This is a genomic window from Erythrobacter sp. Alg231-14, from assembly GCF_900149685.1.
Lineage (GTDB): Bacteria > Pseudomonadota > Alphaproteobacteria > Sphingomonadales > Sphingomonadaceae > Erythrobacter.
In genome coordinates this window covers 1,830,980-1,851,522 of record NZ_LT702999.1, presented here as the reverse complement: position 1 = coordinate 1,851,522, position 20,543 = coordinate 1,830,980, and the positions used below count along the sequence as shown (strand labels likewise).

Genomic DNA, 20,543 nt, shown 5'->3' with positions numbered 1-20,543 from the left:
CGGCTTTAACCGTGCGCGACCCGCGTAACATGGCCCATTTTGCGCCCGTCGCGGGCTTCGCGTTTGCCATAGAGATGCAAATGCGGTTCCCCATCTTCGGCCAATATTTCATGTGCGGATAGGGCATCTTCGCCCACGATGTTGCGCATATCAATGCTGGCAAACCGGGTTTCTGTTCCGCCCAAGGGCAATCCGCATATGGCTCTGATGTGGTTTTCAAACTGGCTCGTCGCGGCGCCTTCGATTGTCCAGTGCCCCGAATTGTGAACGCGGGGTGCCATTTCGTTGAACACCGGGCCGTCTTTGGTTGCAAAGAATTCCAGCGTGAGCACACCAACATATTGCAGAGCGTCCGCCGTTTTCCGGGCGATGTTCCGCGCCGCTTCGACTTGGCTCTCGATTATGCTGCCGGCAGGGATCACCGATTTCACCAACATCCCGCCATCATGGGTGTTGGCCGATGAATCCCATATGCGGATGTTTCCTCCCTCTTGGCCATCGCTGCTTCTGGCTAGGATGACCGAAAACTCCGCTTCGAAATTGACCATGCCTTCGTAGATGCACGGGCGTCCGGGGAAACGAATCCCTTCGACTTCGTGCGCGGAAGAAATGCGCCATTGGCCTTTTCCGTCATAGCCATCGCGCGCGGTTTTAAGGATGCCTGGTGTGCCGACTCTGTCCACCGCTTTGGCGAAATCCTCTTCGCTTTCGACCCGCATATAGGGCGCGCATGTAGCACCCAGTTCCTCGACAAAGCGCTTTTCGTTGAGTCGGTCTTGCGCAATCATCAACGCTTTAGGCGGAGCGGCGAGCAAGTTTTCGGGAATGGCATCCACAGTGGACAAGGGAACATTCTCAAATTCCCACGTCACCACATCGCATTTGCTGGCGAACGCGGCCAATGCGGCGGTGTCGGCCCAGCCGTTTTCAAAAAAATCATCGCAAGCGCTGATCGCAACATTGTCACCCGCAGGGGCGTAGCCAATCACGCGATAGCCCAATTGAACCGCGGCCATGGCGAGCATTCGGCCCAATTGACCGCCGCCCAAAATACCGATTGTTGAACCGGGGGGTAGAGGAGCGGTGATCGCCATCAATCGACCGGAGCCTCCGCCACATCATTGCTGCGCGCCGCGCGCCAATCCTGAAGGCGATTGGACAAACCTTCGTCGGACAAAGCGAGTATCGCAGCCGCCATCAAAGCGGCGTTTTTCGCGCCTGCATCGCCAATTGCCAACGTGCCAACCGGCACCCCGGCGGGCATTTGCGCGATCGAAAGCAGGCTATCCATGCCCGAAAGCGCCTTGGATTGAACGGGGACACCCAAAACCGGCAGGTGCGTCATCGCCGCGATCATCCCGGGCAAATGCGCTGCGCCGCCTGCGCCGGCGATAATGACATCAAAGCCTTCGCCCTCAGCACCTTTGGCAAAAGCGTTCATGCGGTCGGGTGTACGATGGGCAGAAACGATGCGCGCTTCGTGTTCCACCTCAAGCTCGCTCAGAATCTCTGTGGCCAGCCGCATCGTGGGCCAATCCGATTGGCTGCCCATGACGATGGCGACTTTGCCGTTGTTATCCTTGGCCATATGCGCCTCAAGCGTCCTTTAGATAATACCGCTCACCCGGCACCATATTGTCGTCAAACTCATAGATGATCGGTTGGCCGGTGGGAATTTCCAGGCCGGTGATATCCTCATCTGAGATCTGAGAGAGGTGTTTCACAAGCGCCCGCAAGCTGTTGCCGTGGGCAGAAATGATCACCGAATTGCCCGCGGCTAAGGCTGGTACGATGTTTTCTTCCCAATAGGGCAAAACGCGCTCGATCGTCAGCTTAAGGCTTTCGGTGTTGGGAACATCTATTCCATCGTAGCGCGGATCCGCGCCCGGATCGTATTCGCTGCCCGCTTCCATCGGAGGCGGCGGCGTGTCGAAACTGCGGCGCCAAATGTGGACCTGCTCATCGCCGTGCTTTTCGCGCGTCTCTTGTTTGTTGAGCCCTGTTAGGCCGCCATAATGCCGTTCATTCAGGCGCCAGTCCTTGACCACCGGCATCCACAAACGCCCCATTTCTTCCAATGCGAGATTGAGCGTTTTGATGGCGCGGGTTTGAACCGATGTGAAGCAAAGGTCAGGCACAACGCCTTTTTCGGCCAACAAAACGCCTGCGGCTTTCGCTTCGGCGACGCCTTTTTCGGTCAGGTCGACATCCCACCAGCCGGTGAAACGATTTTCAAGGTTCCATTGGCTTTGGCCGTGGCGGACGAGGATCAATTTGGGCATGTGTTCTCCATAGCGAACGGCGTGTAAGAGCGATTGCTCTTATGCGTGCCGCCGCGTTTCCTAGCGATCTAGCTTTCGCGGCCGCCCTTGGAAAGGTCATTTTCCGCCGATTCGATCTTCATTTCGCGCCCCTGCGCCTTTCGCCGCCGCAAGTTTTCGCGCAGCTTGGCCGCCAAGCGCTCTTCGCGCGTCATTTCGCTGTTCTTATCTTCACTCATATGAAACGCCTTGCCGCTAAGTGGGCTTTCATTCAAGCAGGCCATCAAGCTTAGCTTGACAAGAGGCCCGCACCCAACGATAGGCGCGCGTCTTGGACAGGCGCCGCGGTAGCTCAGTGGTAGAGCGCACCCTTGGTAAGGGTGAGGCCGAGAGTTCAATTCTCTCTCGTGGCACCATTCCATTTCCACCCAGATCGAAACGAAACCGCCCGCTTGGGGTCGTAAGCGTCTGTTTGAGCCCTGTATCGCGACCCAGAACGCGATCATGGCGCAACCGATGGGTCAGGCGATTTTCCTTTCATACCCCCACTTTTGACGAGTGCGCGTGCGTGCTTCTCTCGGCTATCCCCTTCTCAACACACATTTGAGCAGGAGAGCGAGTTATGGATCTGGGACTTAAAGGCAAAAAAGTCATTATGAATGGCGGCGCACACGGGCTGGGTCTCGCATCGCTCAAACTGTTCGCAGCGGAAGGCGCGGATGTCGCCTTCTTCAGCCGCAAGGAAGACAAGATCGAAGCGGCCAAAGCTGCGATCGACGCCGAAGGGCCGGGCAAGGTCTTTGCCGAAGTGTTCGATATGGCCGGTGGTGGCGACGCTTATAAAGCATGGCTGGAGAAAGCCGCCGGAGAGCTGGGTGGGTGCGATATCTTCATCCACACGGCGTCCACGTCGGGCACCGGCGGCACCGGCGATTGGCAGGCGACGTTGGATTTCGACATTATGGGCGCGGTGAACGGGGTTGAGGCTTTGACCCCGCATCTGGCCAATTCGTCATGCGGTTCGATCCTTTTCATGAGCTCAACCGCTGCGCTTGAAACCTTCATCGCACCCCAAGCGTTCAACGCAATGAAGGCCGCGCTAATCACTTACGGTTCGCAATTGTCGCAGGCGCTCGCGCCTCAGGGGATCCGCGTGAATTGTGTCTCACCCGGCGCCATTTATTATCCGGGCGGCAATTGGGAAGTGATCGAAGGCGCGATGCCCGAATTGTTCCAAGGGACCTTGGCCAAGATGCCGATGGGCCGGTTTGGCAATGACCAAGAGGTCGCCAACGCCATCGTCTTCACCGCGAGCCCGGCCGTACCATACATGACCGGATCGAACATCGTGGTTGATGGCGGCTTCACCCAACGGGTTCAATTCTAAGCCACGCTACGCAGACACTCACTTCTCTTTAAGGAAGGCCCATTTCCATGGCTGAAATCGAACGCGACAAGCTTCTCGATATCTACACTCGCACAATGAAGGTGAACCGCACGGATGAGAAATTCCGGGCCTTGTTGATGCAGGGTAAGGTCGCAGTGATGTATTACTGTGTGCGCGGACAAGAGCTCGTCTCGGCTGCCGCGATGGCGGCGCTTGATGATGAAGATTACGTCGTTTGCACGTATCGCGGACAAGGCGAACAAACAGCCAAAGGCATTCCGATTGAGAAATGGTGGGGTGAATGCCTTGGCAAAGCGACCGGCACTTGCAAGGGTAAGGGCGGTACCATGCACATCACCGATCCTGACACCGGCATCATGGTAACGACCGGTGTGGTTGGATCCGGCATTCCGATTGCCAACGGCCTAGCCATGGCCAGCCAGAACAGCGGCGATGGCAAAGTGACACTGGTAAGTTTTGGCGATGGTGCGGCCAATATTGGCGGTTTCCACGAAGCGATGAACATGGCGCAGCTTTATAAATTGCCAGTGGTCTTCCTGTGTCAAAACAACCGGTACGGCGAACACACCGCCTATGCCGATCACACCGACAGTCCTGACATTTCCACCCGCGCCGCCGGTTACGGGATGAAAGGCGTTAAAGTCGATGGCAACGATGTGAACGCAGTCTATCCCGCGATGGAAGAGGCTGTGGCGCATGCGCGTTCTGGCAAAGGTCCGGTTTTGGTGGAGGCCATGTGCTACCGCATGATGGGCCACTTCTTTGGATCGGATTTCTCTTACATGCCCGAGGAACACCTCGCGGAAATGGCGGCCGAAGATCCATTGCCGAAACTGCGCAAGGTTATGTTGGAACGCCAATTTTCCGAAGAGGAATTGGACAAGATCGTCGCCGACATTGACGCGGAAATCGACAATGCGGTCCAACATGCGCTGGATGCGCCGCTGCCGGATACCGATGAAATCTACAAAGACGTGCTTGAGGAGACCGCATAATGGCCGAAATTACCATGACGCAGGCGCTCAATCTCGCCATTGACGAAGCTATGGCCGAGGATGCTGGTGTCTTCTGCCTAGGCGAGGATGTTTCCGCGAAACAGGGCGGGGGCGTGTTCAAAGTAACGTCCGGTCTGACCGAAAAATACGGTGAGAACCGGATCCGAGCGACGCCGATTTCCGAAACGGCGATCATCGGTGCGGCGGTCGGTGCGGCGCTTGCCGGGCATCGCCCTATCGCAGAGATCATGCTGATGAACTTTGTCGGCGTGTGTATGGATCAGATCGTCAATCACGCGGCGAAATTGCGGTTTATGTCAGGCGGTCAAACCCCGTGCCCGATCGTCATCCGCACAACAACCGGCGTGGGCGTCGGCTTTGGCGGCCAGCATTCCGATATGTTGGAGGCATGGTTCGCTCATGTCGCAGGGATTCATGTGGTTACCCCATCGAACGCTGCCGATGCTCGCGGCCTTATGCGGTCTGCGATCGACGCGAATGATCCCGTGATCTTTATCGAAAACATCCTTTGCTATGGTTTGACCAGCGAGGATCCCGGCGTTGGCTATCGCGTGCCTTTGGGCAAAGCGGCTGTGGCCAAAGAAGGCACCGATATCTCGCTCATCACCTATGGTCGCACGGTGCTGGATGCGTTGGAGGTTGCTGCTGATCTGGAAAAGGAAGGCATCAGCGTCGAGGTCGTCGATCTGCGCACGATCGCACCGTATGATGAGGCAACCGTTCTCGCCAGCGTCAACAAAACTGGCCGGGCGATCACTTTGCACGAAGCGGTTCGTCCGTTCGGCACAGGCGCAGAAATCGCCGCCAATATCCAAGAGAAATGCTGGGATAATTTGAAGGCACCAGTTCGCCGGGTCGGGGGAACATTCTCCGCTGTGCCGTTCGCCTCGCATCTGGAACAGGCGTGGATCCCCAACAAGGAAGAGATTGTCGGCCAGATCAAAGCATCGATGGGGAAAGCGTAAATGGCCGAAGAAATTCGCATCCCAAAATTGGGTATGAGCGCAACCGAAGTCACCTTATCCGAATGGATGTTCGCTGATGGGGAAGAAGTTGCGACCGGCGATATTATCTACACCGCCGAAACGGACAAAACGACGGTGGAGATCGAAGCGCAAGCGTCCGGTGTGATCCACCCGACCGGCGAAGAGGGCGTCAAATACAAAGTTGGCGACGTTGTCGGAACAATTGGATGATCATCCGATGAGCACCCCGCGTGAGATGTTGGCCGCCGTTTATGCGGCGGCTGGCGCGCGCGATTGGGATTTGGTGGAAAGCCTAATCCACCCGGATTTCATTTTGTACGAAGCCGAATGCCTGCCCTTTGGCGGGGAATGGCGGGGCAAAGATGCGCTGCAGCGATGCGCGGCGGCAATGTACGCAACATGGGCCGAAGCCAGCGTTGACATCCACGACATCACCGGTGGGGACACGCATGCCGTAACCGTTCTCACCTTGACCATGAAATCCAAACGCACCGGAGAGACATTCTCTCAAACTGTGAATGAATGCGGCGCTTTTGAGGGTGGCTTGCTCAAGGAACTGCGCATCCATTATTTCGACGCTGCTCAAGTCGCGGCAAATGTGTGAAGCCAAAGGCATAAAATAATGACAATCGAGAAAGTCTGCGTGCTTGGCGCTCCTGCCGATCAGGGGCAACCGCTGGTCGCGCAATTGTTGGAACAGGGATTTTCGGTCACTGCGGGTGTTCGCCGGGATGACGCCATGGCGGGGACACCTTTCCCCGATCTGCCCACTGTCCACGCCGATATCACCGATGCCGATGCGATGGCCCATGCTTTCACCGGACAGGACGCTGCGGCATTTCACCTTCCGTTTGAATTTGATCGCGAACGCGCCGCCAGTTTTGGACGCGCCATAGCCAAAGGGGCCAAACGGGCAGGGCTAAAGAAAATTGTCTTCAACACGGCGTGTTTCGTGGCCGACCGTGACCTTGACCTATCGGCCCATGATGGCCGACGCGATATCGAGCGCGCGTTGGAAGAAACCGGCATTCCATGCGTCTTCATCGAGCCCACCGTTTTTATGGACAATCAATACCGCATTTGGACGCGTCCATTGATCATGCGAGACGGGATTTTCGCCTATCCGGCCAAACCGGACCTCAAGATCAATTGGGTGTGTTTGGAAGACGTTGCGCAAGCGGTGGTTCGCGCGTTGCAAACGAACGCGGCCGACGGAATGCATGTGCCGATTGGTGGCCCAGAGGCTATGGTCGGTGATCAAGTTGCCGCAAATTTATCGACCGCCTTGGGCCGGCCGGTGCGCTTTCAAAGTCTAGCCCCAGAAGAGTTTGCCGCCAGAATGAGCGAGCTGGTCACCGGTTCGCGCACGGTGGAACCGTTGAGCATCTATGATGGGATGGCCAAGTTCTACGCCTTCTACAATTCCCAACCCACATCGCCATTGATTGTGGATCCGAATGACGCGCGCGACTTGTTGGGTATGAAACCCACGTCGCATTTGGATTGGGTTCAATCGAAGGATTGGATGGAGGGCCTAGAAGGCCTCATCTAAAAGGGGTTTTGCGGCCGCCTTTGGTCCTTTGGCTTAGAGCGTTTGCCCGTCATCCAGAACAAAATCGGTGCCCGTTACAAATTCCGCCGCATCGGAACACAGAAACAGGACCGGCGCGTCCAATCCCTCTTCGCCCATGAGGCGTTTTTTGGGGAACCGAGCGATCTGTTTCTTACCTAAATCTGTATCAAACCATTCATCGTTGATCGCTGTGCGAATATAGCCCGGTGAAACCGTATTCACGCAAATCCCGGCGCGAGCCCATTCGCGGGCCATGCTTCGCGCGGCCTGAACAACGCCCGCTTTACTGGCGGAATAGGCGACCAAGCCGGGCGATGGTTCAAACGCAGTGATAGAGGCGACCATAATGATCCGCCCCTTTGTTACACCATGGGCCATCATCCGCTTTGCCCCTTCGCGGGCGGTTAGAATGGCCCCTTTCAGGTTGATCGACAACGTTTGCTCTATCTCTTCTTCGGTGATGGTGTTCATCATGCCAGCGCCGTCGACACCGGCATTGGCAATCACCGTATCGACCGGACCAAACGCCGCCTCAGCCGCGTCAAACCCGGCGATGATGTCCGCCTCTCGCGCGACATCCATAGCGATTGCCGTTGCATGATCGCCAATATCCTGGGCCAAAGATTCCAATCGATCTTTGCGCCGCGCGCCCAATGCCACGCGCGCCCCGCTATCGGCGAGGATTCGCCCAAAACGCGAACCAAGGCCCGAAGACGCACCCGTTATCAGCGCGGTGCGCCCCGAAAGATCAACTGAAACACTCATATCGACGACTATTTAGAGGCCGGAAGATCGCCGTCTATGTATTTTTTCAAAGTCGTTTGGAAATGGCGGACACGGCTATCTTGATAACTGCCGAGCTCCATCATCCCTTTCTTCATCGACTTCATGCCGGTTTGAACATGCGGCAAATTCGCCATGTCTTGATCGAATACATTGGCGAGTTGGGGCCCCATAATCTCAGCGGCCCATGCAAACGGTTCGTCATCCGGAATGAATGTCTTCTCAACCGCGCGTGGTCGTTCTTCACCTTTGGGTGTCGGGAACAACAAGCGGATCTCCATCACGCAGGAATCCGGCGTATCATCCGGCAACCAGCGATAGACGAGGGTGGGCAGATACCCGATCCATGGCGCGAAATTGGGGAAGATATTGTAGGTGAAATTGTCCAGGATTTCGCTGTCTGAAGCGTCCGAATAATCATAGCCATACGCTTCGGCGAAACCTTGGCGCCCGGCCTCGGCCAAAACTTTGCGCGCACCCAACGGATCGGCTGCGTCGTAATCCTGTTCCCCATCGCCAGCGGCAAAGCGGCGATTGGTATCCGCATCTGCCCCACCAGAAAATTCGTTCATTTTCTCGAGGACGTAGGACGAATCCTTACCCTTCATATGCGGGCTTAGGACACCTGACGGTGTGATGGCGCGGTTAAAGTGATCCCCGATCAGGTCGTAACGCGTGTTCGCATCGCCCAAAAACGGCAACAATTGCGGGTGGGTCACAATGGAATGCCACGCCTCCATAAAGGCTTCGGCGGTGGCTTTCCAGTTGGCCGGGATGCGTTTCTGGATCCACATGCCGGTGTAGCGATTCTCAAAATCGTACCGCTCATAGTGCGATGCTGCCGGGCCAAGCCAGGTTTTGAAATCGGGCAGGTCATGATTTTCGGTGAGCATGACAAAGCCCTGCCACAGCTCAATCCGAGCCTCAGGCAGATCCATGTCTTTGTCTTTGAGGTGCTGGAAATCCCATTCTGAAGGGATCTCTTTCAAACTGCCATCGTTGCGCCACGTGAATCCGTGGAATGGGCACCGCAATTGGATCGATGGACCGCATTCGGTCCGCAGTTTGCGCCCACGATGCAAGCATGCGTTGTAGAACGCGCGCACGCCGCCATCTTTTTGGCGGATTAATAGGAAACTCTTGCCCGCAATCTCAAACACGACCGTGTCACCGGGATCGGGCATTTCATCTTCGCGTGCGGCGAACAACCAGACATTGGGCCAAAGCTTCTCGCGCTCTGCCTGTGCGAAAGCCTCGCTGATATAGGGCTCAACCGATAGCGGCTCATCCCCCATTTCAAGATTGCTCTCTTCAAACAGGTAATCGGGCGGCGTGCGTGTGTCGCCGTTTAGCATGTCGGTGTAGCTGATGCCGGGGCAACGATCGTCGCGGTCCCCATCTTTTGCGATGTCTCTGATTTCGTTCATTGGCGGCCTCTATCCCATCACTCGCACTTTACGCAGTATTCGTGGGGATGAATATCACACAGGTTCGCCCCTTGATCACACTATCGGATTGGAGAGGGCCATATGGCACGCAAAGATGGATTGTCGGACTTAGGCGAAGTGATGCAATTGGCATTCGTACCCGATGATTTTGACGCCGCCGTCAAACATTGGACTCAAGTGATGGGGGTTGGCCCGTTCTTCTTGATGGAAGGGATCCACCTTGAAGATATGAAGTACAAAGGCGCACCAACCGATGCCGTGTTCGATCTTGCGCTCGCCTATTGGGGTGACATCCAGATCGAATTGATTCGCCCGCGCGACAACCACCCATCCATTTACTCGGGTGAATATGGGGCGGTGAGCGGCCTGCACCATGTCTGTATCTTGGTGGACGACATCGCAGAGGCGTATCGCGTCTGTGCCGAACACGATGCGGAAATTGTGATCGAGGGTACTTTGGGCGACAGCCGTGTGATCTACGCCGATCCCGGCTCAGGCCCCGGCGGATTGGTCGAGATCCTGCAACAGGGCGCCGGCGGCCCCGATCTGTTTGCAATGATCAAACAAGCCGGCGAAAATTGGGACGGCAGCGACCCATTGCGATCGCTGGGTTAAACCCATCGAAGGATCGTCAATGGGCGTGTGGAGCGCGAATCAGCTGTTCGCGCCCAGATATCCCAATTGACCCGCCTTAAAGATTGTTTGCGCGCGATTGACGCTGTCCAATTTCTCGCCTGCGCGGTGAATGTGATAGCGGATTGTCGCGTGACTGCGGTCAAGGATCATGCTGATTTCCTTATCCGTTTTACCAATAGCCGCCCATCGCAGGCATTCCACTTCGCGTTTGGACAAGACGCAATCCGAAGGGATGCGCCGTTTTGTGCGAATCGCCTGAACATACCCAGCGACAAACCGACGAACGAGCTGCGCGAGCAGCATGGAATGCATGGCAAACTCTTCGGTTAGGTCCTCTTTGTCGCGGTCCATGCTGATAAAGCTGCTGGCCGAAATTTGACCAAAAGGCAGATGAACCGGAATGACGATCGCCGCTTTGCAAAGCGACCGTTTTTCGAAATCTGATAGGTCCAATTCATCGAGGTAGGAGTTGGGCCATTTGAGATTAAAGCCGTCGCCGTTCACCCAAAACGGCTCGCTTTCATACCGACATGCGCGTGGCAACGGTGAATGCAGCGCAAGGCGATGGTCTTCCCACCAACGCGCGCCGTCGTCCAGCCAGCGGAATATATCGGCGTTCAGGATGGTGCCATCGGCATCAACCATTGGCTCTTTAGAAGAAATATCATCGCAAACGGCGACTTGGAGCCCGCGTTCTTGGGCGATTCGCGCAAGGTTCTCTGCGGCATCATGAATGTCTTCGGGACATTTGATCGTCACTTGATCGAGCAATTGCTCAATGTTTTCAGTGCCATTCGGTGTGCGAAGTTCGACGACGTTGCTTGCCATTGCTAGCTCACTCCTCTCAAGATGCATCCCTGATTTACCTATACCCTATTTCGCGGGTTTCGCCTCATACTTTACGTAGGGGCAATCGGGGCTGACGCTCGGTAGTTGAGACGCCACCCTAACGGAGAATGCGACCATGATGAGGCAAGACGGGCCTTCGACAGAAAAAACTTCCAACCCGGCGATGTGGGGGGGTGAGAATTTTGGCGTGGCTCTCAAGGCGCTGAGCGACGGGATCGAAGCCGATCGCCCCGCTTTGATTCATGGCGCGCGCATCGTCACATGGGGCGAATTGGACGCACAAACCGATTCGATCGCTGCGGGTTTGCTGGCGCGCGGTTTAAAGCCCGGTGACATCGCCGGCCAAATGCTGCGCAACAATCCCGATTACATTCTGGCCTATTTCGGCTGCATCAAGGCCGGATTGGTCCCGGTGAACGTAAATTATCACTACAAGACACGCGAATTGACCGACATTTTCGCCCGCTTCGAATTGAAGGCGTTGTTCACAGAAAGTGACTTTGCGCAGATCGGCGCCGAGGCAATGCCATCGGGCACCACAACAATCGATGTGGGCGGCGATGATTGGTCCGCGCTTCGCCGTTATGCAATCGGCGATGATTTCAAAATCCACGACGATCGCCAGGCGCTTTTCCTAACGGCGACGGGCGGCACCACGGGTATGCCAAAGGCGGTGATGTGGCCGATGGAAGAGGCGTGGCAAGCGTTCAGCATTTCAACATGGCAGCGCGGTTTTGCAGAACCGCCATTTGTCGCGACTTCGCTTGCGGCGCAAGTTAACGAGGCGGCAGAAATCGGCCCGGATCACCCGGCCAGCGGGTCGCCCATGCTCTTGCTGAGCCCACTGATGCATGGGGCCGGGCAATTCACTGGGGTGATCCACCTTTTAAAAGGTGGCACTTTGGCGTTGCTCCCGGCGGAGAAATTCGATGCGGATGCCGCGCTTGATGAAGTGGAGCGATTGTCGGCGCGCGGTGTGTTCATTGTCGGCGATGCCTTTGCCTTGCCGCTTGCCGATAGGTTGGATGCGCGCGGAGGCAGCAACACCTCAATCGCCAGTTTGCGATCCATCGTCAGTTCGGGTGCGGTTTTCTCCGAAGGGATCAAGAAACGATTGATCGCGCACAATCCGCACATGGTGATCATTGACGCTTTGGGTTCTTCGGAAAGTTCGGGCACCGCGATTGTGATCACCACCGCGCAAGGATCGACAGGCGGCGGGAAGTTCTCTGCCTTGCCGGGACGCGAGACGAAGCTGTTTGATGAGAACATGCAGGAGATTCCCAAGGGCAGCGATGGGGTCGGTATTGTCGCGCGGACGGGCCCGTTGCCGCTGGGCTATTTGGGTGAGGATGAAAAGAACGCGGCCACATTCCCAGAGGTTGATGGCAAACGCTGGTTGATGACCGGCGATCGTGCGCGCTGGGCACCCGATGGCAGTATGGAATTCATCGGCCGCGACAATATGTGCATCAACACCGGCGGGGAGAAAGTCTTTCCCGAAGAGGTCGAAGCGGTTTTGCAGGAACATCCGCAAGTTCATGATGTGCGCGTCGTTAGCCTGCCTGACCCACGGTTTGGCAGAAAGGTTGTCGCGGTTGTGGAGCCCGAAGGTATGGCTGAGAAAGAGCTGGAATCCGCGTTGGATGAACATGCGCGCGAAGGTCTTGCCGGGTACAAGATCCCCCGCCTTTACGTGATGACGGATCAAAGCCTGCGTCTCAACAACGGCAAACCCGACTACAAAACCGCGCAAAGCATCGCGGATGAGGCGGCGGCATAATGCCACGCCTTGAGCGACCTTTTGCGAAACCGTGAGTATTCGGGTGCCGATTAGGCGACCGTTCGAATTACGCTGAACGGTCGGCCTTATCCTTGTCGTTGGTGCCTTTGATCATTTGGCGCATCATATCCCATTCCGGATCGCCCAACCCGTGGAGTTGAGGGTAGAATGTGCCGCCATTCGCTTGATACCCGGCGCCGTCGATGGCGATAGTCTGACCATTCACATACTCGGCCCCCGTGCCCATGAGGAACACGGCAAGGTTGGCCAATTCGTGCATTTCACCGGCACGGCCCATCGGATTGAGATCGTTCTTGGTGTTTCCGCCCTGTCCGCCGGGGGAAAGGCGCGCGCTCATCCCCTTTGTTGGGAATAGGCCCGGAGCGATGGCGTTGAACCGCAAACCGTACCGGCCCCATTCTGTTGCAAGGCTTTGGGTCATTGCGTTGATCGCGGTTTTGGACATGGCGCTGGGAACCACAAACGCGCTGCCGGACCACACCCATGTGGTGAGGATCGACAAGAAGCTGGCGGTTTTTCCTTCGGCGATCAAACGTTTGCCGATGTCCAATGTGACATAGAATGTTCCGCGCATAACGATGTCCGCAATCGCGTTAAACCCGTTGACCGAAAGGTCTTCGGTGCGGCTGATGAAATTGCCGGCGGCGTTGTTGACCACCCCGGTTAAGGCACCGCCATCGGCCCAAATGGCGTCGACCATCGTGTGGATCGCATCGGCATCGCGAATGTCACAGGCATGGGCGACAACTTTGCCGCCATGTTCGGCCATCAATTCTGCCGCTGTTTCATCCAATTTCGCTTGGCGTCGCCCGCAAATGTAAACGGTGGCCCCCAGTTTCAGGAATCCTTCGGCCATTTCACGACCCAAACCGGTTCCTCCGCCTGTGATGAGAATGCGCTCATCATTCATAAGGCCTTCGCGGAACATCAGCTTGGATACGTCCATAATGTGCGTCTTTCTAAAGAGGGATCAAAGACCCAGAACGGTCTTTGCAATAATGTTCTTTTGCACTTCGTCGGACCCACCAAAGATCGTTGACGCTCGGTTGTTGAGATATCGACCCATCGCGGTTTGCGCGGTTTCGCTGCCCACGGGTTCGGGTGCTTCATTGCCGTAAAGCGGCCGCTCAAGCGGCAATTGCAACGCATCATGGCCCAGCAGTTCGAGGCGCAGCGTGTCGATTTCTTGCCCGATATTGGATCCAAGAAGTTTGACCAATGATGTTTGAGGGCCGGGAGAGCGTCCCTTGGCCAGTTCGGCCAGAATCCGTAACTCGGTGAATTCCAACGCTTCGGCTTCTAATCGCGCCCGCGCCAATCTGTCGCGGAATCTTGCATCATGGGCCATCGCGCCGTTCACGCCGGATGGCTGATCTTTGGCTAAGGCTTCTAACTTGTCGATGCTCTGCAAAAGGCGCGGGGCGTAACACGATCCACCGCGTTCATTTTCAAGCAGGAATTTCGCAATTGCCCAACCTTGCCCCTCTTCGCCAATCCGGCAATCGACGGATGTTTTCGCGTCGCTAAAAAAGACGGCGTTGACTTCGTGGTCGCCCGACATGGAATGGATCGGTGTGACCTCGATCCCTGGTTGATCCATCGGCAACAATAAGAATGTGATGCCAGCCTGTTTTTTGACCGTTGCATCGGTGCGCACCAACGCGAAAATCCAATCGGCATGATGGGCGTGTGTCGTCCAAATCTTAGAACCGTTGACCGTGTATTCCCCGTCTTCCAACCGGGCGGTAGTTTTGAGAGAGGCCAGATCCGATCCGCTGCCGGGCTCTGAATATCCCTGACACCAATATTCTTCACCCGATAGAATTTTGGGCAGAAACCGCGCCTTTTGCTCCGGCGTGCCAAAGGCGCAAATTACGGGGCCAACAAGGCGCAAGCCAAGGATCGCTAAAGCCGGGGCACCCGCCAAGGCGCATTCTTTTTCGAACAGGAATTTCTGGGTTGGGGTCCAACCGGTCCCGCCGTCTTCTTTGGGCCAATGCGGTGCAACCCAACCTTTATCATTCAGGATGCGGTGCCATTCCATGCCGATATCGGGTTCAACAAATACGCCGGGCGTCCGTCGTGCGCCGTCTCTCAACCGATCTGGCAATTTCGTGGCGAGGAACTCTCTCACCTCTTCGCGAAAGGCGATGTCGTCGGGCGAAAACGTCATGTCCATATTTTAGTCTCCCCCTGTAGCTTCGTCTCTTTTTGCCCAATCGATCGACCGTCTGAGCATGTCGTAATACACGTCGTAGTTCCACGCGCACATTTCCTTGTGCGGGTAGAAATCCTGCATTCCGGGCAGGTCATAATGGCCGCGGCAATGGCCCAATGTGTTGTAAACGATCCTACCGCGACCAAGATCCCTAGTGTAAAGGATAGGCACAGCGGTTTTGTCCCACTTGTCTTCGACAAAGCCGGTTGCTTCACCTTCGAAAGTGGTCTGCATCAGCGTGTCGATTTCGGCGGTGGTTTTTGACAGATACAGCTCGTCGACCACTTCGAAATTGTCGATCCCCCGGGTAAGCTCGTGATCTTTGTTCACCACTTCGACTTCGAATTGGCCGATGGGCGGATGCGCTTTGAACTGCGTGCCCAGCATGTCAAAGACATCGGGTCGATCTTCGGGTGTGTCGACCAAACCTTCTTCTGTGAAGACCAGGATCGAATTGGTCCCGTGCAGCGCCAACCATTTGCCGCCCCCTTCGACCCACGCCCGCAATTGCTTTGTCTGTTCGGGCGTCGGCATCAAATCACACGTATAAGTGATCAAGAACCGGCATTGATCCAACCGTTCGAGACCCGAATAATCCGCGGCCACAGTTGTGCGGATATGCGGGTGTTCCGCGAGCAGTTTGAGCACTTCGAGACGCGGGTAATCGATATCGTGATATTTGCCCGCTGCGATGAAATGCGCGTCGATGCGGGTTGCTGGTTGTTCGCCCATAATTAACTCCTAATCGACCCGCCGCCATCGACGGTAAAATCGCAACCGGTGGTAAAGCTGGCTTCATCGCTGGCAAGGAAGACAACCGCTTTCGCCACTTCTTCGGGTTCCCCGATCCGGTTCATCGGATGGGTTGCGGCAAAGTTTGTTTCGATATTCTCTGGCGTGTCGGCACCGGAATATTTGTATCGATCGTACATTGGTGTGCGGATCGCACCGGGGTGCACCATATTTGCGCGAATTGGCACACCGCGTTCCGCGCAATCGAGGGCGATGGATCGGGTCAGACCAAGCAGACCCGCTTTTGACGCGCTGTACGCGGCAACAAAGGCCGCTGCGCGTATTGCAATCATCGAACCGATATTGACGATCGCACCCGGCTCGCCGCTGGCTTCCATCGCCGGGATCGCTGCGCGGCATCCGTAAAACGGCCCTTCCAAATTGATGTCGATCGTGCGGCGCCAACTGTCGAGGTCCACATCAACTACATTCCCAGGTTCCGAAATGCCGGCGATGTTGCACAACACCGTCAGCTTACCGAAACGCTCTTGCGTTGCCTTTACCGCTGCGTGCCATTGATCGAGTTCGCGCACATCCAATTCGAACGCATCGGCATTGCTGCCCAAAGTTTCGGCCAGCGCGCGTGCTTTGTCGATTTGAACATCGCACAGCATAACCTGCCCGCCTTCGGCAACGATCATCCGGCCTACTGTGGCGCCAATTCCTTCGGCGCCGCCTGTGACGATTGCGACTTTGCCTTGCATTTTACCGGTCATTTAACGCTCCAAGATCGCAACTGCGGAAAGGCCCGGAGCGCCATAGACATGGCTGTATCCGGTTTTGGGACCGTTCCCATCGCGGCCCGCGACCTGCCGTTCACCCGCGCGCAGGCGCAGTTGTTCGACATTTTCATAGACTTGTCTCAAACCCGATGCGCCGACTGGCTCACCGCAAGCGAGGCATCCGCCATCGGTGTTGATGGGAAGTTTCCCGCCGCGTTCGGACCAACCATTGGCCAACCATTCTTCCTGTTCGCCGTCTTTGCAAAACCCGTTTTCGGCCATGTGCATGATCTCTGCACCGGATTCTGTGTCCTGCAATTGAGCGACTTCGATATCGTCGGGGCCAATCCCTGCGCCTTCGAACGCTGCCTTTGACGCCAGCACGGTCGGTTTGCCGCCTTCCTTAACGCTGACCCCGGCTTGGAACACTTCGAAACTATCAGGTGGCCGTGTCCGAACGGCAATATTGGCGATTTTCACCGAGCCATTGTTGTCGAGCGCACCCATTTCGCGCGCTTTTTTCTCACTGGCAAGAATCAGTGCGACGCCGCCTTCGGCGGGTGCGCAGAACATATATTTGGTGAGTGGATCATTGATCATCGGCGCATTCATGATCGTTTCCAGATCAATCTCGCTGCGACGCCATGCATGCGGCGTCACCGTTCCATTGCGAAAAGCCTTTGCCGCGACCCGACCCAACGATTCTCGGCTAATCCCGTGAAGTTGCATGTAGCGTTGGATTTTGAGCGCGAAAAACTGCGTGGTGAGCATCATGCCGGTTTGACCGTACCATTCGGGTAAGCCGTAATCGGACGGTTTGGCGTTGAACGCGCCGCGCGGATGTTTGTCGAAGCCAACCGCCAGCGCCAGATCATACATACCGCTGGCGATCGCCTGTTGCGCGGCTACCAACGCGCTGCCGCCTGTGGCGCAACCATTGGCAACATTGGTGAAGGGTAGGGACGTCAGGCCCAATTCGTTCACCATGATATCGGCGTTTCCGGCCGCTGCGGAACCGCCATAGGCGCATTCCATATCGGTCCAATCCAGTCCTGCGTCCGCCAAAGCCTGACGGACGGCAAAAACACCTTGTTCGCGGCCCGTGCGGTTCTCTGTTCGGCCAAACGGGTGAATGCCCGCACCGACAATATAGACATTCTCGGTCATGCGGCTTGCTCCTTTTCGGTGGCCATCGGACGGTACGCAAACGTGTCGTGCGTCGCATTGAATGGGACCACGCAAAACTCCATCGGCATGTTCAATTTCAAATCATCGAGCGTCGCGCCCACAATTCGACTTTCGACAATGACTTCGCCGGGCAATTCGACATAACCCAGCAAGAAGGGCTGAAAGTCAGGGGGGCCTTCGTTCGGGCCGGATCCTGGGCCTTCATACGGTTCCTTGGGCAGAAACCCTTGTGTCGTCCACGACCACAGTGTCCCTTGGCGCGATAATTTGTACGGTTCCACATCGCGTGCAGCGTCGCCTTGCGGCATCGGAAACACCACTTCGCCTGATGGAAGTTTCCCTCCCATCAAATGCGGCTGTGCATCATTGCTCCACAGCTCAGGGTCGATTTTTTGTCCCATAGGTGGCCTCCTTAAAGCCGCATTTTTCAGGCCGCTGTCGCGTATTCGGCGAGCGCGCTTTCCGCGTCACCGAACAGTTTGGCGAGCACCATCACACGCTTCATCGCATGTCCGATGGCCAATTCGTCGGTGATGCCCATTCCGCCGTGCATCTGGACCGCCTCACGTGCGACGGCGTCTACATTTTCGCCAATAAAGGCCTTTGCTCCAGCGGTGGCGCGGTGCCACTCATGGGCATCGCTGCGATCCGCCAAAGCGGCGCGATACAGCATGGATCGGCATTGCTCGATCCGGGCATAAGCTTCGACCAGACGGTGTTGCAGGGCTTGAAACGACCCGATGGCAACGCCGAACTGTTCGCGTTCTTTCACATAGATCAACGTGTCATCGAGCAATCTTTGACCCAGGCCCAACATCTCTGCAGCAGCCAACAATCGCGTTTCGCCGACAATATCGTTGAATTGCGCGGATGTTATGTTGAGCTTTGCGGCGGCTCCGACTGTGGCGCGGGTCAATTTCAGTTCACCTGCAATGCTTCCGTCGGTCAAACGGTAGGCACGCATTTCAACGCCATCCTCATCCCGTGGGATCAGAAAATACGCCGTTTCGCCATCCAAATTGGCAGACACGACGAAGGTGTCGGCCAACAAAGCGCCCATCACAAAGGTCTTTTCCCCGGTAAGAGCGAAACCCTCTCCCGATGGCTCCGCCTTCATACCCACGGCCGCCAACGCGTATCGTTGTGCGCGTTCCGCCCATGCCAATCCGACGATGTGTTCGCCGGCCAAAACATTCTCCACCGCGCCATCAACACCGCCTGCAATCAGAAGTTGCGTGGGCAAAACACCATGTTCGAGCCACGGATCGGGCGAATTTGCCTTGCCAATGGCTTCGGCGATCAATGCGAGATCCAGAGTTGATCCGCCCATGCCGCCCGCACTTTCCGGCGCCGCAAGCGCGATGAGACCCAATTCCGCGAGCGATGCCCATCGATCACGGTCATAGCCGGTTGGCGACAAGCGCAATTTGCGGCGCGCCTCGACATCGATGGGAGCGGAGAAACGTTCAACGGACGCCCGGAACATTTCTTGTTCTTCGGTTAGGTCGAAGTTCATTGGCCCCTCTCCCCTATAAGGCTTTGGAAAAGCTGATCGGTAGCCGTGTCACACCCCGCAATAGGATGTTGGGAAGAACTTCGATTCCCCCTTCATCGGCAATTGCAAAATCGTCTATCCGCTCCAGCAATTCATCGAACGCAACCAGCATTTCCTTGCGGCTCAGCATATTGCCGACGCACATATGAGGACCCTTGCCAAAAGCTTGGTGCGCGCGCGCATTCTTGCGTTCGATATCGAACGCGTCGGGGTTTTCGAATTTCTTCGGATCGCGATTGGCCGCCGCATACCGCAATTGAACCACAGAGCCCGCGGGTATTTTGGTGCCGCCCAATTCGGTGTCTTCTTTCACGATCCGCCACATGCCTGCGGTGGGCGTTTCATACCTTAGGGATTCTTCGACAAGGTTTCCGATCAATTTGGGGTCGCGGCCACCAGCGGCTGCTTTCGCTTTGGCCATTTGTTCTGGATTGCGGATCAATTGAAGCAAGCCGCCCGCCAATGTCGACGTCGTCGTCTCATTCCCGGCGACCATGAATTGCTGCATGATCGACATAATCTCTTCATCGGTTAGCGGCGTTTCCCCTTCGACGCGCGCTTCGACCAGATCGGTGAGCAAATCATCGCCGCCATTGGCGCGGCGGTCTTCGATCTTAGATTTCATGTATTTTTGATATTCGACAAACGCGCGGGCGCATTCCAATTGCCGTTCGCGGCTAACCATTTGGCTGAAGCGATCGACGGCTGCGTCGGACCATGCCTTCACCTGAGCGGGATCGTTGTCGAGGCCAATTTGCTGGGCGATCATCGCAACGGGCAATGGAATCGCGAAATCTTCGACAAATTCGCTTGATCCGGTGCCATCTGATCCACCGGTCATCTTCTCGATCAGCTCGATAGACTTCGCCCGCATATCCGCCTCAATCGCATTCACACGCGGGGCGGAGAAGGCGAGGTTTACGAGTTTGCGGTTGCGGGTGTGAACCGGCGCATCAGCGGTCAGCAAAGTCGGCGGGTTGTCCCAACCGTCTTTGAGGATTTCCTGAATCTCCTCGTCTTCGGCGCCCATTAAGACGGTGAAGTCGTTGGAGAACACATCCGGCTTGCCGTTGGCCTCGTTGCACAGGTCATAGCTGTACACGACGAATGTGTTCATCTCTGCCAGAAATTCGATGTCGATTCCGGCGTCGTGAATGGCGCGGTAGTAATCGAACGGATCGAGCAGCGTTTCCGGTGCAAAGATACTGGTGTCTTTGATCGCTTCTGGTTTGTTCATGGCGGCGGCTCCCATCCGACGAAATTGGTTATCCAATTCCTAGACAATGGGACGCCCTGTAAGCGAT

Annotated in this window: 23 protein-coding genes and 1 tRNA gene; 9 read left to right on the top strand and 15 right to left on the bottom strand. The window is 56.3% G+C overall.

Annotation, left to right across the window (positions count from 1 at the left end; genetic code table 11):
- Window positions 1-5: 5 nt before the first annotated feature.
- The 4 genes from BQ8290_RS08850 to BQ8290_RS08835 all read right to left on the bottom strand — a co-directional run bounded on the left by BQ8290_RS08850 (window position 6) and on the right by BQ8290_RS08835 (window position 2,500).
- Window positions 6-1,094, bottom strand: a complete 1,089-nt coding sequence (locus BQ8290_RS08850; RefSeq protein WP_108789406.1) for a 5-(carboxyamino)imidazole ribonucleotide synthase — start codon at window positions 1,092-1,094, stop codon at window positions 6-8.
- Window positions 1,094-1,588 (bottom strand): 5-(carboxyamino)imidazole ribonucleotide mutase, encoded by a 495-nt coding sequence (purE, locus tag BQ8290_RS08845; RefSeq protein WP_108789404.1) that lies wholly within the window; start codon window positions 1,586-1,588, stop codon window positions 1,094-1,096. Before purE ends, BQ8290_RS08850 begins: the two co-directional genes overlap by 1 nt.
- A gap of 7 nt (window positions 1,589-1,595) precedes the next feature.
- Complete coding sequence (gene gpmA / locus BQ8290_RS08840; protein WP_108789402.1) at window positions 1,596-2,282, bottom strand: 2,3-diphosphoglycerate-dependent phosphoglycerate mutase; 687 nt, start codon at window positions 2,280-2,282, stop codon at window positions 1,596-1,598.
- 68 nt (window positions 2,283-2,350) lie between these two features.
- Window positions 2,351-2,500 carry a hypothetical protein gene (locus tag BQ8290_RS08835; protein ID WP_337661254.1) on the bottom strand — a complete coding sequence of 50 codons (150 nt, stop codon included), beginning with the start codon at window positions 2,498-2,500 and terminating at the stop codon, window positions 2,351-2,353.
- A 102-nt stretch (window positions 2,501-2,602) separates the two neighbouring features.
- Between BQ8290_RS08835 and BQ8290_RS08830 the strand changes: the two genes are divergently transcribed.
- From BQ8290_RS08830 to BQ8290_RS08800, 7 genes are all read left to right on the top strand, one after another.
- Window positions 2,603-2,677, top strand: a tRNA-Thr gene (locus BQ8290_RS08830).
- A gap of 206 nt (window positions 2,678-2,883) precedes the next feature.
- Entirely contained in the window at window positions 2,884-3,648 is a 765-nt protein-coding gene (locus BQ8290_RS08825) for an SDR family oxidoreductase (RefSeq protein WP_108789398.1), read from the top strand.
- 47 nt (window positions 3,649-3,695) lie between these two features.
- Window positions 3,696-4,664 (top strand): thiamine pyrophosphate-dependent enzyme, encoded by a 969-nt coding sequence (locus BQ8290_RS08820; protein ID WP_108789396.1) that lies wholly within the window; start codon window positions 3,696-3,698, stop codon window positions 4,662-4,664.
- Window positions 4,664-5,650, top strand: a complete 987-nt coding sequence (locus BQ8290_RS08815) for a pyruvate dehydrogenase complex E1 component subunit beta (RefSeq protein ID WP_108789394.1) — start codon at window positions 4,664-4,666, stop codon at window positions 5,648-5,650. The genes BQ8290_RS08820 and BQ8290_RS08815 overlap by 1 nt, the downstream gene beginning before the upstream one ends.
- A complete protein-coding gene (locus BQ8290_RS08810) occupies window positions 5,651-5,881 on the top strand; it encodes a biotin/lipoyl-containing protein (protein WP_108789392.1) in 231 nt (76 codons plus the stop codon). It begins immediately after the preceding gene.
- 7 nt (window positions 5,882-5,888) lie between these two features.
- Window positions 5,889-6,275 carry a nuclear transport factor 2 family protein gene (locus tag BQ8290_RS08805; RefSeq protein ID WP_108789390.1) on the top strand — a complete coding sequence of 129 codons (387 nt, stop codon included), beginning with the start codon at window positions 5,889-5,891 and terminating at the stop codon, window positions 6,273-6,275.
- 18 nt (window positions 6,276-6,293) lie between these two features.
- Window positions 6,294-7,223 carry an NmrA family NAD(P)-binding protein gene (locus BQ8290_RS08800; RefSeq protein WP_108789388.1) on the top strand — a complete coding sequence of 310 codons (930 nt, stop codon included), beginning with the start codon at window positions 6,294-6,296 and terminating at the stop codon, window positions 7,221-7,223.
- 33 nt (window positions 7,224-7,256) lie between these two features.
- Here the strand turns inward: BQ8290_RS08800 and BQ8290_RS08795 are convergent, their stop codons facing one another.
- Both BQ8290_RS08795 and BQ8290_RS08790 read right to left on the bottom strand, forming a co-directional pair.
- Window positions 7,257-8,009 carry an SDR family NAD(P)-dependent oxidoreductase gene (locus BQ8290_RS08795; RefSeq protein WP_108789386.1) on the bottom strand — a complete coding sequence of 251 codons (753 nt, stop codon included), beginning with the start codon at window positions 8,007-8,009 and terminating at the stop codon, window positions 7,257-7,259.
- Between the two features lie 8 nt (window positions 8,010-8,017).
- Window positions 8,018-9,454 (bottom strand): SRPBCC family protein, encoded by a 1,437-nt coding sequence (locus tag BQ8290_RS08790; RefSeq protein ID WP_108789384.1) that lies wholly within the window; start codon window positions 9,452-9,454, stop codon window positions 8,018-8,020.
- Between the two features lie 102 nt (window positions 9,455-9,556).
- Here BQ8290_RS08790 and BQ8290_RS08785 point away from each other — a divergent pair, with 102 nt between their 5' ends.
- The gene (locus BQ8290_RS08785; RefSeq protein WP_108789382.1) at window positions 9,557-10,090 is read left to right on the top strand and encodes a VOC family protein; all 534 of its coding nucleotides are present in this window, start codon (window positions 9,557-9,559) and stop codon (window positions 10,088-10,090) included.
- A 39-nt stretch (window positions 10,091-10,129) separates the two neighbouring features.
- Here the strand turns inward: BQ8290_RS08785 and BQ8290_RS08780 are convergent, their stop codons facing one another.
- Window positions 10,130-10,939 carry a LuxR C-terminal-related transcriptional regulator gene (locus tag BQ8290_RS08780; RefSeq protein ID WP_108789380.1) on the bottom strand — a complete coding sequence of 270 codons (810 nt, stop codon included), beginning with the start codon at window positions 10,937-10,939 and terminating at the stop codon, window positions 10,130-10,132.
- A 136-nt stretch (window positions 10,940-11,075) separates the two neighbouring features.
- On the opposite strand from BQ8290_RS08780, the gene BQ8290_RS08775 reads away from it, so the two are divergent.
- Complete coding sequence (locus BQ8290_RS08775; RefSeq protein WP_108789378.1) at window positions 11,076-12,743, top strand: AMP-binding protein; 1,668 nt, start codon at window positions 11,076-11,078, stop codon at window positions 12,741-12,743.
- A 67-nt stretch (window positions 12,744-12,810) separates the two neighbouring features.
- Here the strand turns inward: BQ8290_RS08775 and BQ8290_RS08770 are convergent, their stop codons facing one another.
- From BQ8290_RS08770 to BQ8290_RS08735, 8 genes are read right to left on the bottom strand one after another with little or no spacing between them, the layout of a single operon-like run.
- A complete protein-coding gene (locus BQ8290_RS08770; protein ID WP_108789376.1) occupies window positions 12,811-13,710 on the bottom strand; it encodes an SDR family oxidoreductase in 900 nt (299 codons plus the stop codon).
- Window positions 13,711-13,734: 24 nt separating this feature from the next.
- Window positions 13,735-14,943, bottom strand: a complete 1,209-nt coding sequence (locus BQ8290_RS08765) for an acyl-CoA dehydrogenase family protein (RefSeq protein ID WP_108789374.1) — start codon at window positions 14,941-14,943, stop codon at window positions 13,735-13,737.
- 3 nt (window positions 14,944-14,946) lie between these two features.
- Window positions 14,947-15,714 (bottom strand): ThuA domain-containing protein, encoded by a 768-nt coding sequence (locus tag BQ8290_RS08760; protein WP_108789372.1) that lies wholly within the window; start codon window positions 15,712-15,714, stop codon window positions 14,947-14,949.
- A 2-nt stretch (window positions 15,715-15,716) separates the two neighbouring features.
- Entirely contained in the window at window positions 15,717-16,490 is a 774-nt protein-coding gene (locus BQ8290_RS08755; protein WP_337661253.1) for an SDR family NAD(P)-dependent oxidoreductase, read from the bottom strand.
- A complete protein-coding gene (locus BQ8290_RS08750) occupies window positions 16,491-17,663 on the bottom strand; it encodes a thiolase C-terminal domain-containing protein (RefSeq protein ID WP_108789370.1) in 1,173 nt (390 codons plus the stop codon).
- The gene (locus tag BQ8290_RS08745; protein WP_108789368.1) at window positions 17,660-18,085 is read right to left on the bottom strand and encodes an OB-fold domain-containing protein; all 426 of its coding nucleotides are present in this window, start codon (window positions 18,083-18,085) and stop codon (window positions 17,660-17,662) included. The genes BQ8290_RS08750 and BQ8290_RS08745 overlap by 4 nt, the downstream gene beginning before the upstream one ends.
- 26 nt (window positions 18,086-18,111) lie before the next feature.
- Window positions 18,112-19,200 (bottom strand): acyl-CoA dehydrogenase family protein, encoded by a 1,089-nt coding sequence (locus BQ8290_RS08740; RefSeq protein ID WP_108789366.1) that lies wholly within the window; start codon window positions 19,198-19,200, stop codon window positions 18,112-18,114.
- A 13-nt stretch (window positions 19,201-19,213) separates the two neighbouring features.
- Entirely contained in the window at window positions 19,214-20,476 is a 1,263-nt protein-coding gene (locus BQ8290_RS08735) for a cytochrome P450 (RefSeq protein ID WP_108792185.1), read from the bottom strand.
- Between the last annotated feature and the right edge of the window lie 67 nt (window positions 20,477-20,543).

Coding starts and splice junctions, on each gene's coding strand:
- BQ8290_RS08850 (WP_108789406.1), bottom strand. CDS start 1,094: ATGGCGATCACCGCTCCTCTACCCCCCGGTTCAACAATCGGTATTTTG.
- purE (WP_108789404.1), bottom strand. CDS start 1,588: ATGGCCAAGGATAACAACGGCAAAGTCGCCATCGTCATGGGCAGCCAA.
- gpmA (WP_108789402.1), bottom strand. CDS start 2,282: ATGCCCAAATTGATCCTCGTCCGCCACGGCCAAAGCCAATGGAACCTT.
- BQ8290_RS08835 (WP_337661254.1), bottom strand. CDS start 2,500: ATGAGTGAAGATAAGAACAGCGAAATGACGCGCGAAGAGCGCTTGGCG.
- BQ8290_RS08825 (WP_108789398.1), top strand. CDS start 2,884: ATGGATCTGGGACTTAAAGGCAAAAAAGTCATTATGAATGGCGGCGCA.
- BQ8290_RS08820 (WP_108789396.1), top strand. CDS start 3,696: ATGGCTGAAATCGAACGCGACAAGCTTCTCGATATCTACACTCGCACA.
- BQ8290_RS08815 (WP_108789394.1), top strand. CDS start 4,664: ATGGCCGAAATTACCATGACGCAGGCGCTCAATCTCGCCATTGACGAA.
- BQ8290_RS08810 (WP_108789392.1), top strand. CDS start 5,651: ATGGCCGAAGAAATTCGCATCCCAAAATTGGGTATGAGCGCAACCGAA.
- BQ8290_RS08805 (WP_108789390.1), top strand. CDS start 5,889: ATGAGCACCCCGCGTGAGATGTTGGCCGCCGTTTATGCGGCGGCTGGC.
- BQ8290_RS08800 (WP_108789388.1), top strand. CDS start 6,294: ATGACAATCGAGAAAGTCTGCGTGCTTGGCGCTCCTGCCGATCAGGGG.
- BQ8290_RS08795 (WP_108789386.1), bottom strand. CDS start 8,009: ATGAGTGTTTCAGTTGATCTTTCGGGGCGCACCGCGCTGATAACGGGT.
- BQ8290_RS08790 (WP_108789384.1), bottom strand. CDS start 9,454: ATGAACGAAATCAGAGACATCGCAAAAGATGGGGACCGCGACGATCGT.
- BQ8290_RS08785 (WP_108789382.1), top strand. CDS start 9,557: ATGGCACGCAAAGATGGATTGTCGGACTTAGGCGAAGTGATGCAATTG.
- BQ8290_RS08780 (WP_108789380.1), bottom strand. CDS start 10,939: ATGGCAAGCAACGTCGTCGAACTTCGCACACCGAATGGCACTGAAAAC.
- BQ8290_RS08775 (WP_108789378.1), top strand. CDS start 11,076: ATGATGAGGCAAGACGGGCCTTCGACAGAAAAAACTTCCAACCCGGCG.
- BQ8290_RS08770 (WP_108789376.1), bottom strand. CDS start 13,710: ATGGACGTATCCAAGCTGATGTTCCGCGAAGGCCTTATGAATGATGAG.
- BQ8290_RS08765 (WP_108789374.1), bottom strand. CDS start 14,943: ATGGACATGACGTTTTCGCCCGACGACATCGCCTTTCGCGAAGAGGTG.
- BQ8290_RS08760 (WP_108789372.1), bottom strand. CDS start 15,714: ATGGGCGAACAACCAGCAACCCGCATCGACGCGCATTTCATCGCAGCG.
- BQ8290_RS08755 (WP_337661253.1), bottom strand. CDS start 16,490: ATGACCGGTAAAATGCAAGGCAAAGTCGCAATCGTCACAGGCGGCGCC.
- BQ8290_RS08750 (WP_108789370.1), bottom strand. CDS start 17,663: ATGACCGAGAATGTCTATATTGTCGGTGCGGGCATTCACCCGTTTGGC.
- BQ8290_RS08745 (WP_108789368.1), bottom strand. CDS start 18,085: ATGGGACAAAAAATCGACCCTGAGCTGTGGAGCAATGATGCACAGCCG.
- BQ8290_RS08740 (WP_108789366.1), bottom strand. CDS start 19,200: ATGAACTTCGACCTAACCGAAGAACAAGAAATGTTCCGGGCGTCCGTT.
- BQ8290_RS08735 (WP_108792185.1), bottom strand. CDS start 20,476: ATGAACAAACCAGAAGCGATCAAAGACACCAGTATCTTTGCACCGGAA.